The organism is Shewanella maritima (assembly GCF_043643735.1).
Lineage (GTDB): Bacteria > Pseudomonadota > Gammaproteobacteria > Enterobacterales > Shewanellaceae > Shewanella > Shewanella maritima_A.
Map to the genome: position 1 here is coordinate 203968 of NZ_JBHZSM010000004.1, position 15825 is coordinate 219792.

12 protein-coding genes are annotated in these 15825 nt (G+C 40.6%); 11 read left to right on the forward strand and 1 reads right to left on the reverse strand.

Translation table 11 applies throughout. From position 1 onward, the window contains the following. The first annotated feature begins 161 nt into the window (after positions 1–161). The 4 genes from ACHUGF_RS06845 (at position 162) to ACHUGF_RS06860 (ending at position 3878) form a co-directional block, all read left to right on the forward strand. Positions 162–1322, forward strand: a complete 1161-nt coding sequence (locus tag ACHUGF_RS06845; RefSeq protein WP_394130040.1) for a homogentisate 1,2-dioxygenase — start codon at positions 162–164, stop codon at positions 1320–1322. A gap of 58 nt (positions 1323–1380) precedes the next feature. Then, positions 1381–2421: a 4-hydroxyphenylpyruvate dioxygenase gene (gene hppD, locus ACHUGF_RS06850; protein WP_394130041.1), complete on the forward strand. Its 1041-nt coding sequence runs from the start codon at positions 1381–1383 to the stop codon at positions 2419–2421. A 360-nt stretch (positions 2422–2781) separates the two neighbouring features. Next, positions 2782–3399, forward strand: a complete 618-nt coding sequence (locus ACHUGF_RS06855; protein ID WP_394130042.1) for a LysE family translocator — start codon at positions 2782–2784, stop codon at positions 3397–3399. 317 nt (positions 3400–3716) lie between these two features. Further along, positions 3717–3878: a hypothetical protein gene (locus ACHUGF_RS06860; RefSeq protein WP_394130043.1), complete on the forward strand. Its 162-nt coding sequence runs from the start codon at positions 3717–3719 to the stop codon at positions 3876–3878. A gap of 75 nt (positions 3879–3953) precedes the next feature. Here the strand turns inward: ACHUGF_RS06860 and ACHUGF_RS06865 are convergent, their stop codons facing one another. Further along, a complete protein-coding gene (locus tag ACHUGF_RS06865; RefSeq protein WP_394130044.1) occupies positions 3954–5102 on the reverse strand; it encodes a GNAT family N-acetyltransferase in 1149 nt (382 codons plus the stop codon). Between the two features lie 180 nt (positions 5103–5282). Between ACHUGF_RS06865 and ggt the strand changes: the two genes are divergently transcribed. The 7 genes from ggt (at position 5283) to ACHUGF_RS06900 (ending at position 15758) form a co-directional block, all read left to right on the forward strand. Continuing rightward, positions 5283–6992, forward strand: a complete 1710-nt coding sequence (gene ggt / locus ACHUGF_RS06870) for a gamma-glutamyltransferase (RefSeq protein ID WP_394130136.1) — start codon at positions 5283–5285, stop codon at positions 6990–6992. Between the two features lie 15 nt (positions 6993–7007). Then, positions 7008–7094, forward strand: a complete 87-nt coding sequence (locus tag ACHUGF_RS06875) for a pentapeptide repeat-containing protein (RefSeq protein WP_394130137.1) — start codon at positions 7008–7010, stop codon at positions 7092–7094. A gap of 693 nt (positions 7095–7787) precedes the next feature. After that, positions 7788–9404, forward strand: coding sequence for a methyl-accepting chemotaxis protein (locus tag ACHUGF_RS06880; RefSeq protein ID WP_394130045.1), 1617 nt, complete (start codon positions 7788–7790; stop codon positions 9402–9404). A 64-nt stretch (positions 9405–9468) separates the two neighbouring features. Further along, positions 9469–10650, forward strand: coding sequence for a porin (locus ACHUGF_RS06885; protein WP_394130046.1), 1182 nt, complete (start codon positions 9469–9471; stop codon positions 10648–10650). A gap of 14 nt (positions 10651–10664) precedes the next feature. Continuing rightward, a complete protein-coding gene (locus ACHUGF_RS06890; RefSeq protein WP_394130047.1) occupies positions 10665–11057 on the forward strand; it encodes a type 2 periplasmic-binding domain-containing protein in 393 nt (130 codons plus the stop codon). Between the two features lie 177 nt (positions 11058–11234). Then, a complete protein-coding gene (locus ACHUGF_RS06895) occupies positions 11235–13403 on the forward strand; it encodes a M3 family metallopeptidase (protein ID WP_394130048.1) in 2169 nt (722 codons plus the stop codon). A 306-nt stretch (positions 13404–13709) separates the two neighbouring features. Next, positions 13710–15758, forward strand: a complete 2049-nt coding sequence (locus ACHUGF_RS06900) for a bifunctional 2',3'-cyclic-nucleotide 2'-phosphodiesterase/3'-nucleotidase (RefSeq protein WP_394130049.1) — start codon at positions 13710–13712, stop codon at positions 15756–15758. The last annotated feature ends 67 nt before the right edge of the window (positions 15759–15825 follow it).

Here is a 15825-nt window from a genome sequence, read left to right on the forward strand (position 1 = left end):
CTAACAACACAATCAAAAAATTAGATTGTGTCAACCAAGTTATTATTCTTTTTTTTGTTCAAGACAGCAACTAAATTGTTAACTAGATCACACATAGTTTGTGTATAGGGCTCCTACAACAAACAATAAATGCCCAAAAAACAGTATTAAAGGAATAGCCAATGCCATTTTACGTCAAACAAGGTCAAGTCCCTTCAAAACGCCATATTGCTTTTGAAAAAGAAAACGGTGAGTTATACCGCGAAGAGTTGTTTTCTACCCACGGCTTTTCAAATATTTATTCCAATAAATATCATCACAACATGCCGACTAAGGCGATTGATGTGGCGCCTTATGCCGTTGACCATGGTGAAGCTTGGCAAGATGCGCTTATTCAAAACTATAAATTAGATTCTAAAAAGTCAGACACAACAGGCAACTTTTTTAGCGCCCGTAATAAGATTTTCTTCAATAATGACGTAGCAATGTACACAGCTAAAGTCACAGAGTGCACTGAAGAGTTTTATCGCAATGCCTACTGCGACGAAGTCATATTCGTCCATGAAGGTGAAGGCGTACTATTAAGCGAGTATGGTGAGCTGCCCGTAAATAAGTGGGATTACCTTGTGATCCCACGCGGCACGATTTATCAATTGAAGTTTAATGACTTTGACAATGTGCGACTGTTTGTCATTGAGTCCGCCAGCATGGTTGAGATCCCCAAGCATTTTAGAAATGAATATGGTCAATTGACTGAATCTGCGCCTTATTGTGAGCGTGACCTACGAGTACCAGAACTTAAACAAGCCATCGTTGCAAAGGGCGAGTTTCCGCTGGTGTGTAAGTTTGGCGATAAATACCAGCTCACAACACTAGAGTGGCACCCATTTGACCTTGTCGGTTGGGATGGGTTGGTATACCCATGGGCATTCAACATCACAGAGTATGCGCCTAAAGTAGGTAAGATACACCTACCACCATCAGACCATCTTGTATTTACCGCACATAATTTTGTGGTGTGTAACTTCGTTCCGCGCCTCTATGATTTCCATGAGAAGTCGATACCAGCCCCTTATTACCATAACAACATCGACAGTGATGAAGTGCTGTATTACGTCGATGGTGACTTCATGAGTCGAACTGGCATCGAACCAGGTTCAATGACACTTCACCAAAAAGGTGTCCCGCATGGCCCTCAACCAGGCAAGACTGAAGCGTCAATCGGCAAAAAAGAAACCTACGAATACGCTGTAATGGTCGACACATTCGCACCGTTACAACTGACGACACATGTACAGCAGTGCATGAGTCAAGATTACAATCGCTCTTGGTTAGAAAACTAAGCGTCCCCTAATAACAGTCACCAAAGAGTGATTTGCATAAAATAAAAGGAACAACATCATGGCAAGCGAACAAAACCCTCTAGGCCTACTCGGTATTGAATTTACCGAGTTTGCTAGCCCAGACACAGATTACATGCATCAAGTATTCATTGATTTTGGCTTTTCAATGCTTAAAAAAGCCAAAGATAATGACATCATCTTTTATAAGCAAAATGACATTAATTTCTTATTGAATAAAGGCCGTAAAGGTTTCTCGTCAGAATTTGCTAAGTCTCATGGGCCCGCTATTTGCTCAATGGGCTGGCGTGTTGAAGATGCTGATTTTGCATTCAAATCTGCGGTTGAACGTGGTGCAAAACCTGCTGATGATGCCAACAAAGATATGCCGTACCCTGCCATTTATGGTATCGGTGACAGCTTAATTTATTTTATCGACGTATTTGGGGATGATAACAATATCTACAACACTGACTTTGAAGACTTAGAAGATCCAATTATCACACCGGATAAAGGCTTCATGGAAGTGGATCACTTAACCAACAATGTCTACAAAGGCACAATGGAAAAGTGGGCTAACTTCTATAAAGACATCTTTGGTTTCACGGAAGTCCGTTACTTTGATATTAGTGGTGTACAAACGGCATTGGTGTCATACGCACTGCGTTCACCTGATGGCAGCTTCTGTATTCCAATCAATGAAGGTAAAGGTAACAATAACAACCAAATTGATGAATACTTGAATGAGTACAATGGTCCAGGTGTTCAACACCTTGCATTCCGTAGCCGTGATATTGTCGCGTCACTTGATGCTATGGAAGGTACATCCGTTAAAACCTTAGATATCATTCCTGAATATTACGACACTATTTTTGATAAGTTACCTCAAGTAACTGAAGACCGTGACCGCATTAAACATCACCAAATTCTATGTGATGGTGATGAAAAAGGTTACCTGCTTCAAATTTTCACTCAAAACTTATTTGGTCCTATCTTTATTGAGATCATCCAGCGTAAAAACAATTTAGGTTTTGGCGAAGGTAATTTCCAAGCACTATTTGAATCCATTGAGCGTGACCAAATGCGCCGTGGCGTGCTGTAACTAGAAGCAAATTTCTTTAAGTTGCCAGCATTGATTGCTGGCATTTTTTTGCGTAAAAAAAAGCCCCTGTCAATTCGACAGGGGCGTATTCATACTACTTGAGAGGTATAATATGAACATGGCTGCATCATATTGAATAAAGCATTCCTTTTTCAAGTCTCATATTACAATTGATACAAAAGCTGTGACACAGTTAAAACTCTAAATTTTCTTGATACTTTTCATTAAGTTATTTTTAAGTTTCACCAATTAAATACTGTTTAACCCTGATGTTTATGATTCTGTATTTATGTGTGTTGCTGGCCTTTATTGGCGTACAATATTACACTGCACACTTTATCTATTTTACCTTTGAAACCCATGCCAGATTTTGCTGTCTTAGCTGTATTTATCCCAACCTTTTTCTTTGTCTCAATCACCCCAGGAATGTGCATGACGCTTGCCATGACGTTGGGCATGACCGTTGGTGTTAAACGTACGATGTGGATGATGTTAGGTGAGTTAGTGGGTGTGGCTTTAGTGGCAATCGCTGCTGTATTAGGTGTTGCCAGCGTCATGCTTAATTACCCAGATATATTCAACATTCTCAAATGGTTAGGCGGTGCCTATTTGGCTTATGTGGGCATTAATATGTGGCAAGCTAAAGGCAAAATGGCCATCGTAGAAGGTAAAACCGTGGATACACACCGCTTAAGTTTAGTATCACAAGGTTTCATCACGGCGGTATCCAACCCTAAAGGCTGGGCCTTCATGATTTCCCTACTGCCACCATTTATTTCAGTTGATAAATCACTCACACCACAACTTGCTACCCTACTCACAATCATTATGTTTACTGAATTTATTAGTATGATGATTTATGCCAGTGGCGGTAAAAGTCTACGCTTATTTTTAAGTAAAGGTGATAACGTGCGCTTGCTTAATCGTATCGCGGGTTGCTTGATGATAGGTGTTGGTGCGTGGTTGGCATTTGGATAGCGCTTGGTTAACTCATGTTAGCAAGTGATATTAAAAGTAGGGCTTTGGTTATTTACTTCTCCCCGCTTACGCTCACTCTTAAGAGATAAGCTTAACATTTCCCTCACACCTACCATACGCTAGCGACACAAACCCGAAAAGTTCAGCCAACCATTTTTAACACGCCCTTTAAATTTCACCAAAGAATCTAACTGCAAATAGCTAATTTAATACTATCACTAGTTTTTCCACATTTTATACGTATATTGCCGGCGATTTAACACTGTTTACTATATCAACACACAGCTAATTAGCTGTTGTTACTTGAGGATAAAACCATGCCAACGCCGATAATGCGCACTAAAATGCGTAAACGAATTCTAAAAAAAGAACTTGGCTATTTTTTAGGTACATTTAACTCGATGGCTAGAGTCTGTTTCACCACTGCAATTGGGGTTACTGTCATCACTATAGCGCTAGAGTTTGGCTTGAAGCTTTAATAAAAAACTACATATTTGGGTAAAGAAACCAGTAAGCAGGTTTCAAAGAGGGATATAAGTTTTATTACTGCTTTCTCATTGCTTATAAGGTGAAAGATCCAGCATTTGCTGCATATATAGGCCCATATGTTGCTCCTCCTGCTGGCAATAAGCTTTAATAGCATCAGCAAATTGCGGCTCAACAATATAATGTCGTGACCGTGTTTTGACAGGGATAAACCCACGGCTTACTTTATGTTCTCCCTGCGCCCCTGCATCGAATACTGATAAGCCGTGTTTGATTGCGTATTCAATGCCTTGGTAATAACAGGCTTCGAAGTGCAAACCATCAGCCTCACGAAATGTTCCCCAGTAACGACCAAATAGCTTGTTTTCACCGACAAAATATAATGCCATTGCCACTGTTTCATTATGTCTATCGGTAACATGTAATAGCCGAATGCACGCTAACATGTGCTGCCCTAAGTGCTCAAAAAAAGCTAAATTCAAATAACCTGTGTGTCCAGAACGTTTTAAGTATGTTTGTTGATAGCAAGCATAAAACTTATGCCACATTGAATTTATCTCGTGCCCTTGTAACCATTGAAATTGAAAACCTTGCTGTAAAACAACCTGACGCTCTTTTTTAATCATTTTACGTTTACGTGATAGCAGTTTTGCCAAGAAATCGTCGAAGTCTTGGTAATTATTGTTATGCCAATGAAATTGCGTGCCTATGCGAGTAAATGTGTCAGAATGATCAAAATTAACTTGATCAGTTATAGGTAAGAATAAGCCATGCCAACTGGAGTACTGTCGTCGCTGACTTTCATTGATTAGCTCATCCAATATAAGCCGACACACAGACTGCTTTTCCACTTCACTCAATGAATTGTGCAACCCTAGCCTTGGTCCTGAAACAGGTGTAAATGGAATGGATGTCACCAGCTTTGGGTAGTACGCTAGTTGATTACGTTCATAGGCTTCTGCCCACGCCCAATCAAACACATATTCCCCCCAAGAATGTTGTTTCAAATAGACAGGTAAAGCTGCAACAATTTGTTGACCTTTAAACACAACAAGATGTTTTGGTTGCCAGCCAGTTTGCTCACTTACTACACCACTATGTTCTAGCCCATGTAGGTAAGCAAATTGTATAAATGGGTTTGTTGAGTCAAATAGCTGTTGCCAATTGCTACTGCCTATAGAGGTAATACTATCGACCCATTTTGTTTGCCACTGCATTAATAATGTCCTTATTTCCTTATTTCCTTATTTATTTTGCTGTAGTGAGCCACATATATATTTATCGCACGCAAGTCATACCATTTTTTATCAAGCTATGGCACATTCAATGTGTCATTCTTCTACTAAGGAATCCAAGTGCCTCGTTTCACGTCATTAACTGCGGCATTAACTGCATGTATTTGCTCAGTTGCAATTGGTTGTTCAGCAATACATAGCTCAAACAGTTACGCACAAGAAAAATCTATCTATAGTTCTATGGCCACCGCTCAGCCTGTTTACGCTAAACATGGCATGGTGTCATCCCAAGAAGCCATAGCAACACAAATTGGTGTCGACATTCTGAAACAAGGCGGCAATGCCGTTGATGCTGCTGTCGCGGTAGGTTATGCACTTGCTGTGACACTTCCACGCGCAGGTAATATTGGTGGCGGTGGCTTTATGTTGGTGCATTTAGCTAAAGAAAATAAAACTATAGCCATAGATTACCGAGAAACCGCCCCAGGTAAAGCCCATTCAGATATCTTTCTTGATGAACAAGGTAACCCCGTTAAGCACTTGAGTCGTGAACATGGTTTAGCTGTCGGTGTACCAGGCACCGTCATGGGAATGAATTTAGCATTGGAGAAGTACGGTACTCTGCCACTTAAGCAGGTTATTTCACCTGCAATTAACTTGGCTAAGAATGGCATTATTGTCACTTCAGATCTTGCAAGTTCATTAGCCGGCCTCAAGCGGCGTATAGGCCAATGGCCCACATCTAAAGCGATTTTTTACCAAAAAGATGGCAGCAACTTTGACATTGGCGACAGGTTAACCCAAGTTGATCTCGCCCACTCCCTTGAGCTCATTGCAAAACACGGCAATAAAGGCTTCTATCAGGGCGAAACTGCACAAAAAATTGTTGATGCAGTCCAACAAGCTGGCGGTGTCATGACATTAACCGATCTAGCTAACTATCAAGCGGTGGAGCGCGAACCTGTTAGCGGCAATTATCGAGGCTATCAAGTCGTATCAATGCCCCCACCATCCTCGGGCGGTATTCATATTATTCAGATGCTCAATATTCTTGAAAACTTTCCAATTACACAACTTGGACATAATACCGCTGACACTTTGCATTTAATGTCTGAAGCAATGAAACGTGCCTATGCCGATCGCTCTGAATTCCTTGGTGACCCAGATTTTGTTTCTGTACCCGTCAAGCAACTAATCAATAAGCAATATGCTAATAGCCTTGCAAAAAAGATTACACTAAACAAAACCACACCAAGCAGTGAAATAAAACCTGGCAAGCTGGCTCCTTATGAGAGTGACCAAACGACTCATTATTCTGTAGTTGATAAATGGGGCAATGCGGTATCCAATACCTATACTCTCAATTTTAGCTATGGTTCAGGCCTCGTTGCAGCTGGCACGGGGATCTTACTAAATAATGAGATGGATGATTTTTCTGCTAAGCCGGGGAGCCCGAATGGTTATGGTTTAATTGGTGGTGAGGCCAATTCAGTGCAAGGAAATAAACGCCCTTTGAGCTCAATGAGCCCGACCATAGTGATGAAAGATAGCACGCCATTCTTAGTAACGGGTAGCCCAGGCGGCTCTCGGATTATCAATATAACATTACAAATGATCATGAATACTATTGATCATGATCTCAATATTGCCGAGGCGACGCACGCTCCGCGTATTCACCACCAATGGCAACCTGACAAGCTATGGGTAGAGCGGTCTTTAAACGGTGATACGATAAAGATTCTTGAGAGTAAAGGCCATAATGTAAAAGTACAAAGATCAATTGGCAGCACACAATCTATTGTGATAACCGATGACGGAAAGTTTGGTGCTTCTGATCCAAGAAGAGCCGATGCAGCCACTATTGGCTACTAGATTAACGTCACTGCTCTGTTCTGCTCTACTAACTTACAAAACAGTAACTTACAAAACAGTAACTTACAAAACAGTAACTTAAACAATAGCACCACTATATGAATAGTCGGTGCTATTAGCTTTAAGGTTCATCAGCCAATCCCCTCCCTTATTAATTCAAAAAAGTATCAATAAATGCTGAACAAAAATTGCACTGAATATTTTCGTTAATTCAGCATTACCTATCAGCTATAGTTTTAACAAACGTAAGTAATGTTAATCATTTGTATCATGACTAATAATAAAACACCCAACAATTATTAATAAAAACAAAAACCATTCGCATTAAGCTTGAATTACTATTTAACCATTTTCACAATGACACCACTCTTTACCTGCAAGTCAAAAAACTACAATGAAACTTAAATTGCTGATAATATAGACATTATAACTACTAGCCATCATTTTAACGTAATTGTTGTATAAATAACCATGCATGCATTAAATCAATAGTGATAAATAGCTTTTCTGTATACGACGAAAGTCACACTTTATTTAGTATCTGTTAGGTGACACTGTTTTGTTAAATTTGCCATACAAATTATTACGAATGTAAATTACCAGCCCAAGCAATTGAATTTAAAATAGAATGAAAACGTAGATTTATTGCTAAACTAATCTATTATTAAGCCGATAATTACTTTGATTTAATACACTCTGTATAAACTGGTAACATATGCAACATGTTTATGTATGCATAATCCTCATACATAAGCACCATAAATATAACAAACATAAGAAGCACGGAAGGTGTTCATGAAGTTAACAAATCTCAAGATCAGGCACCGAATTGCATTACTCACATTAGTAGCAGTTCTCTCTTTTATCATTGGCGCCTCAATTAATTTCTCAACCGGCAGTAGCAATGAAGAACGTTTAAACAGCATCCAAGATAAGCTATACCCTGCCCTTAATTTAGCCACAATTAACGATGGCCTATTGATTCAGCTTGATCAAGTAATCCAGTCTGCCGTGACAACTGGTGAAGAAGAGTCTTTAGATATTGCCGCCGATATGGTTAACCAAATTTCTGAAAATCTAACCAACTTAGGTCAATTGTTTCCAAGTGAGCGTCAAGATACTGAGCAGTTTAAAAGCGATGTCCTCACCTATCATTCAAATGCCAAACAATTGGTTGCCGAATTTTTAAAAGATGATGTTGATTTCAACAAAATTAAAAACCAAGCAGCAACCAATGCACAGCTTTATCAGAGCTTGGTCGATCGTTTCAAAAGAAAAAAAGAACATTATGCTAACCAATTCGTCACCAGTATTGAAGAAACCAAAAGCGCGTCTAGTGAAGCCAATACATTCTTTATTGGGGTAAGCGTATTAACTACTGTCGTGATGGTTTTCATGGGTATTGTTGTCAGTAAGTCAATCATTGGCACGCTGAATAATGTAAGTGATTCACTGCAAAACATTTCAGAAGGTGAAGGCGACCTACGTTCTCGCATTACTTACGATGGTAATGATGAGGTTTCCACACTGGTTTATTGGTTTAATCAGTTTGTTACGAAGCTGCAAGGCTCTATTGCTGAAACAAAAGAAACCACTGAGAGCCTCAGCTCAGTTTCAAATACATTATTAAGCAGCAGCCAAAATAGTGAACAAACCGTATTAGAGCAAAATAAGGCAATTGAGCAAATCTCACATGCCATGCGCGAAATGTTTGTCAGTGTAAGTCAAATTTCAGAATACGCAGCAAACGCGGCATCTGACGCAGAAACCGCTAACCAAGAGTCTCAACAAGGTCAAACAGTCGTAACTGATGCAGTAGCCACTATTAATAAACTTGCAGAAGAAGTGCAAACAACTGCTGTAGTGGTTAATCAACTTGAAGCCTTTACCAGTAATGTCAATGATATTTTAGATACCATTCGTGGCATTGCGGATCAAACTAACCTATTGGCGTTAAACGCTGCAATTGAAGCGGCGCGCGCCGGTGAGCAAGGCCGCGGATTTGCAGTCGTAGCAGATGAAGTACGTACCCTTGCTTCGCGTACACAAGCATCAACAACGGAAATTCAACAAGTTCTACAAGAGCTACGTACGACATCTAAGCAAGCTGTAGATGCCATGCAACGCGGAATAGAAACAGCCGATGAAGGTGTGAAAAGTACTTCACTTGCAGGCGATGCACTCATTAGCATCACCGAAAAAGTCAGTGCAATTACCGTGGTGAATGAACAAATCGCTGCCGCAACAGAGGAGCAGCACACTACGTCTAAATTGATTGAACAATATGTGTCAGAAATTGAATCTAATGCATTAAAAGTGAAATCAACCACCGAGGATATGGGCGGGATCAGCTACGACATTCAAAATGTCAGCAAACGCCTACAAACAATTACAGATCAATTTAAAGTGTAAAAAGATTCGCTACAGCGAACAAAATAGGCCCGCAAAGGGTTAGATATAAGAGAGGAGTAACAGGATGAAATTGATGATGAAAGCGCTGCCTTTAGCGATTTCAGTGGCTTTGGTGTCAACGGCACATGCTGATGAAGCAACTGATAAAAAAATTGCTCAATTAGAGCAGCAAGTTAAATCATTACAAAAACAACAAACAGCTAGCTTGGCAGATAAGTTTAATTTCAATGGATTTATCAGTGTTGGCTATCAAAGTGCTGATAACAGCGCAGGTTACAACGGAGCAACAACGTCAGCCGATTTTGAGCAAGATTCTAAACTGGGTTTCCAAGGCACATTCAATATTTCAAATCAGACTCAAGCAGTGCTTCAGCTAATGATGCGCGGCGACAATGATTGGGAAGTAGAAGCGGAATGGGCATATATTTCTCATCGTTTTGACAATGGCTTACAGGCTCGTGCGGGTAAATTACGTGTGCCTTTATTCATGTACTCAGATTACTTAGATGTTGGTTATGCGCAGCCTTTTGCTCGCCCACCAGGAGAAGTCTATGATCAAGTACCATTCTCATCTTATACAGGTGGTGATTTATCATATGATGTGGAATTTGAAGATTCGACCTTAACCATGCAAGCTTTTGGTGGCCAATCAGACGTTGAAACTGACACTGTTGAACTGGACTTATCAAACGTTCTAGGTGCTAACATTTCTTGGACAGATTTGACCTGGACCCTGCGTGGTGTTTATGGCCAAACTCAATTAGATGGTTCACTTTTAGATGATGGCAACGCAATTTTACCGGTTAACGATGAAACCGCTACATTCACAGGTGTTGGTGGCAGTTATGACAACGGTTCTTTCATTGCGATTGCTGAATGGACGCAAATGGAAATTGATGGCCTGCTAGCTGATAATGAGTCTGGTTACATCACATTAGGCTATAGAATTAATCAATTCACGCCTTATGTCACTGCAGCTTACTTAAAAACCACAGATGAAGCTGAGCGTGCTTTACCACCATTATTCCCATTGGCTTTAGCATTGAATGAAGAACGCACTGCATACAGTGTTGGCGTACGTTGGGATGCGATTGACAATGTTGCCCTTAAATTTGATGTCACTCATGCGACAGACTTTGGTGATACTCATGGTGGCTTAGACAACAACCCATATGACTTATTAACGGGTACGTTTAAATACGACAGCACCACAGTTTACTCTGTGAAAGTTGACGCAGTATTTTAATTAAGGAGTAAAACATGAAAAAATTATTATCAGTTTTAGCCCTTAGCCTTGGCTGTGTATTTGCTGCGAATGCTGCTGTAGTTGTCGTTGGAAACCCTGGTGCAAGTGATATCTCTAAATCCGACGCCAAAAAAGCGTTTTTAGGTAAAGGGTCTGCTTTTGTTGTTTATGAGTTTGATGAAGGTAGTGCGCTACGCAGTGAGTTTCACAGTAAAGTCACTGGTAAATCTGACTCGCAGTTAAAAGCATTTTGGTCAAAGCAAGTATTTACCGGTAAAGGCAACCCGCCCGCCACGGTTTCAGATGCTTCAGCCATGAAAGCCGCTATCAGTAGTAATCCAAGTGCCATTGGCTATATGGATGAAGCCGATGTCGACGGTTCTGTAAAGGTAATTCTAAAACCATAGTTACAGGTTAATCGGTTAACCCATATCAAACCAAGCCAACCTCGACATCGTCAAGGTTGGCTTTTTGTTACACACTTGGTTACATCTTCGCTTCAAATTGATTACCTAATATTGATAAACTTCTTTCGATAATAATGAAGAAGTTTTCCCACAATACAAAAATGATAAGGAATCATGATGAAGGGACTAACCTTAAAGCCATTGGTTGCAAGCATTACTCTGGCTATGGCATTAACTGCATGTAGCAGTACAACAACACAAGAAAACCAACAAGTAGCCAATTCACAAGCAAGTGATATCAAAGCGCAGCATACACAAAACCCTTTCTTCTCTGATTACGGTACTTTTTTCGAGATCCCTGATTTTGACCGCATTCAAGATGAACACTACCTACCAGCGTTTAAAGCCGGTATTGCTGAGTTACAACAAGAAATTAATACCATTGCCAACAACCCGCAAGCCCCTACTTTTGCCAATACGATTGAGGCGATGGAATTTACCGGTGATTTACTTGCGCGTGTCGCAGGCGTGTTTTATAACCTAACAGGTGCGAACACCAACCCACAACTGCAAGCCATTTCAAAAGAAGTATCGCCAATGCTATCTAGCTCACGCGATGATATTTTCTTGAATGACAAATTATTCCAACGTGTCAAAGCAGTGTACCAACAAAAAGATCAACTCAACCTGAACACCGCACAACAGAAGTTACTTGAAGATACCTACAAAGGCTTTACTCGTGGTGGTGCGAATTTAAATGCTGAGCAAAAGACCCAACTTAGAGCGCTGAATGAGCAGATTGGTAAATTAAACCTAGAATTTGGCGACAACCTACTGGCTGAAACTAACGCGTTTGAATTAGTTATTGATAACGCTGCGGATCTATCTGGCCTGCCAAAAGATGTCATCGATACTGCAGCGGCAACAGCATCAAAACGTGGCTATGAAGGTAAATGGGTTTTCACTACACAACGCCCTTCTATCACGCCATTTTTAACTTATGCTGACAACCGTGAATTACGTCAACAAATCTACACCGCTTATATCGAGCGTGCGAATAATAATAATGCTAACGATAACAAAAAGCACCTAGCTAAAATCGCTTCACTGCGCTCTGAGCGCGCCAAGCTAATGGGTTATGAAACTCATGCTCACTTTGTTTTAGAAGAGCGTACAGCTAAAACCCCTGAGAATGTTTATGAGCTGCTCAATAAGATCTGGCCTGCAGCACTTGAGCAAGCTAAAAACGAAGTCAGTGTTATGCAAGAGCAGATAGATGCTGAAGGTAAAGATTTCAAATTGGCCGCATGGGATTGGTGGTATTACGCGGACAAAATCCGTGTAGCAAAATATAGCTTTAATGAGCAACAAACTAAGCCATATTTCTCGTTAGAAAGTACATTAAAAGGTGTGTTCTATACAGCTAACCGTTTATTTGGTATCACAGTTAAAGAGCGCACAGACTTACCTAAGTACCACCCTGAAGTACGTACTTGGGAAGTGTATGACAAAGACGGTACATTAATGTCTGTTTTCATGGGCGACTACTTTGTACGTGATTCTAAGCGTGGCGGCGCATGGATGAATGCTTATCGTCAGCAATACAACATGAATGGAGTTGAATCAAAACCAATCATTGTTAATGTACTTAACTACCCTCGCCCAGCGGAAGGTGAACCAGCACTATTAACCTTTGATGAAGCAAGCACTCTATTCCATGAATTTGGCCATGCGCTACACGGTATGCTGTCAGATGTTCAATATCGTTCACAATCTGGTACTAGTGTACCGCGTGATTATGTTGAATTCCCATCTCAGGTGATGGAAAACTGGATGACACAACCTGAGGTGTTAGCGCAATTTGCTAAGCACTATCAAACGGGTGAAGTTATTCCTCAAGAATTGGTAGAGAAAATTCAAGCAGCGAGTAAATTTAACCAAGGCTTTGCCACAGTTGAATATATGGCAGCCACTTTCTTAGATTTAGATTGGCATACACTGAAAGACAACAAAGTACATGATGCAGCACAGTTCGAAGCGAAATCATTACAGAATATGCAGCTAATCAGTGAAATTGCACCACGCTACCGCAGCACATATTTCTCACATATCTTTGCAGGCGGTTATTCTGCGGGATACTACAGCTATATTTGGTCTGACATCTTAGGTGCAGATGCATTTGAAGCGTTCAAAGAAAACGGTATTTTTGACCAAGAAACTGCTGACAAATTCCGTAAGTACATTTTGTCGACGGGCGGTAGTGATGATCCAATGGAACTGTACAAAAAATTCCGTGGTAAAGAAGCAGGTATTGAGCCATTGCTTCGTAGCCGTGGATTGCTGTAATTGTAACTATATATAATATATAGCTAAATTAGCTCCAATCAATTTCAGAAGGGTCTTGATTTTCATCAAGACCCTTTTTGTTAACAATTAATTCCAACAACTCGACCAATTTTGTTCACTAACTAATCAAAGTCTCTCTTACCCCGTTTTAATTGTGATTAGATTCACATTTACGCAACCTGAATCACGTATACTCAAGCCGATTTCGTTTGATGATTGTTAAATTCGTTAGGAATTTTTCATCAAGCAGGAGTCATATTAAGGAGCAATAAAAATAATCGCTCCGGGGTCAAAGAGAGAGAAAATATGTTAAATAAAAAACTACTTGCAATTGCGATTGCGAGCGCTGTCGGCTTGTCTGCTTGCAGCTCTTCAGATGATGATAACGACGTTAACTCAGTACAGGTTAATTTACGTATTTTAGAAACGTCAGACTTACATACCAACATAATGGATTATGACTATTACAAGTCTAAATACGATCCAACCATTGGTTTAGCTCGAACGGCAAGCCTCATTAAGCGCCATGGTGCTGAAGCAGACAACTTTGTGCTTGTTGATAACGGTGACTTGCTACAAGGTAGTCCAATGGGCGACTACATTGCTAATGTTCATAAGCATGACAATACCATTGGTGGTACTCACCCAGCTTACAAAGCTATGAACACTTTAGGTTATTCAGTTGGCAACATAGGTAACCATGAGTTCAATTATGGTTTGGACTTTCTGTATGAGTCACTAGCAGGCGCTAATTTCCCTTATATTAACGCCAATGTATTGTGTGAATCTAACTGCTGGGATGGCATTGAAAAAGGTGAAAACCTATTCAAGCCTTACATCATTGAAGAGAAAATGGTTCTCGATAATAATGGCGACCAACAAACCATTAAGATCGGTTACATCGGCTTTGTCCCACCTCAAATCATGTTATGGGACAAGCAAAACCTCACAGACAGAGTCTCTGTTATGGGTATTGTTGAATCAGCCGAAAAGTTTGTACCTATGATGAAAGCTGAAGGTGCCGATATTATTGTTGCTATCCCTCACTCAGGGATCGGCACGCCGAGTGCTCCTGCCGATGTGAATGATGAAAATGCCACTTGGGCATTATCACAAGTTGAAGGTATTGACGCTATTACCTTTGGTCACAGCCATTCAGTTTTTCCGTCAAGTACTTTTGAAGGTCTTGAAAACGCTGACTTAGAGAAAGGCACCATTAATGGCGTTGCAGCCGTTATGCCAGGTCGCTGGGGTGACAATTTAGGTATCATAGATTTTACACTAACGCTTAATGGCGACAGCTGGACAATCGTTGATAGCATAGCTAAAGCAATGCCTATTTACGATAAAAACGCTGAGATGCCAGAGCTAGTCGCCGCAGATGTGGTTATTCGCGATGCAGTAGCAATGGAACATGAACTGACCAAGGCTTATGTTGATCAGCCTATCGGTAAAGCTTCATCCGACATGTATAGCTTCTTAACATTGGTGCAAGATGATCCATCTGTACAAATCGTATCTAATGCCCAAATAGCCAAGGTTCAAGCGAACTTAACGGAAAATTTACAGGGTATTCCTGTTCTTTCAGCGTCTGCGCCTTTTAAAGCTGGCGGTCGCCATAGCACGACGGCTGATGCAGAAAGTTACGTGCAAGTGCCAGCCGGCGAGTTAACCTATAAGAATGCAGCTGATTTATATCTATACCCAAATACCATGGTTGCATTAAAAGTCACAGGTAAAGAAGTCAAAGACTGGTTAGAGTGCAGTGCAAATCAATTTAATCAAATTGACCCTAACTCTGCAGCACCTCAGTACTTAATCAATTGGGATACCCACCGTACATATAATTTTGATGTGATTGACGGTGTGAATTACAAAATTGATGTGACACAACCAACCCGCTTTGATGGAAACTGTGCTTTAGTCGATGCAGACGCTAACCGTATTGTGGATCTGTCATATACAGAAACTGATGGTACAGTCGTTACCGGTGATGATTTCGCAAGTAAAACCTTTATCATAGCTTCAAACAACTATCGTGCATTCGGTGGCAAGTTTGCTGGTACGGGATCAGACTATGTGATCATGGAATTGCCTGACAGCAACCGTGAAGCACTTGCCCAGTACATCACAGATGAAACTGCAGCTAATGGTGAGGTCAACCCAACAGCCGACAACAATTGGGATTTTGTCAGCATTAACTCAGCAACAACACTCGACATCCGTTTCGAAACTCAAGACAGTTCAGTAGCTGATCAATTTGTGATTGATTATCAACAACGCCCAATGACGAAGTTATCGCAAGCTGATGAACTGGGTTTTGCCGTTTATCAAATCGACTTAACTGCTAATTAATCTATGTAGTTTGTATTAATTAACATGTTAAAAAGGCGCCTATTGGCGCCTTTTCATATTATAGCAA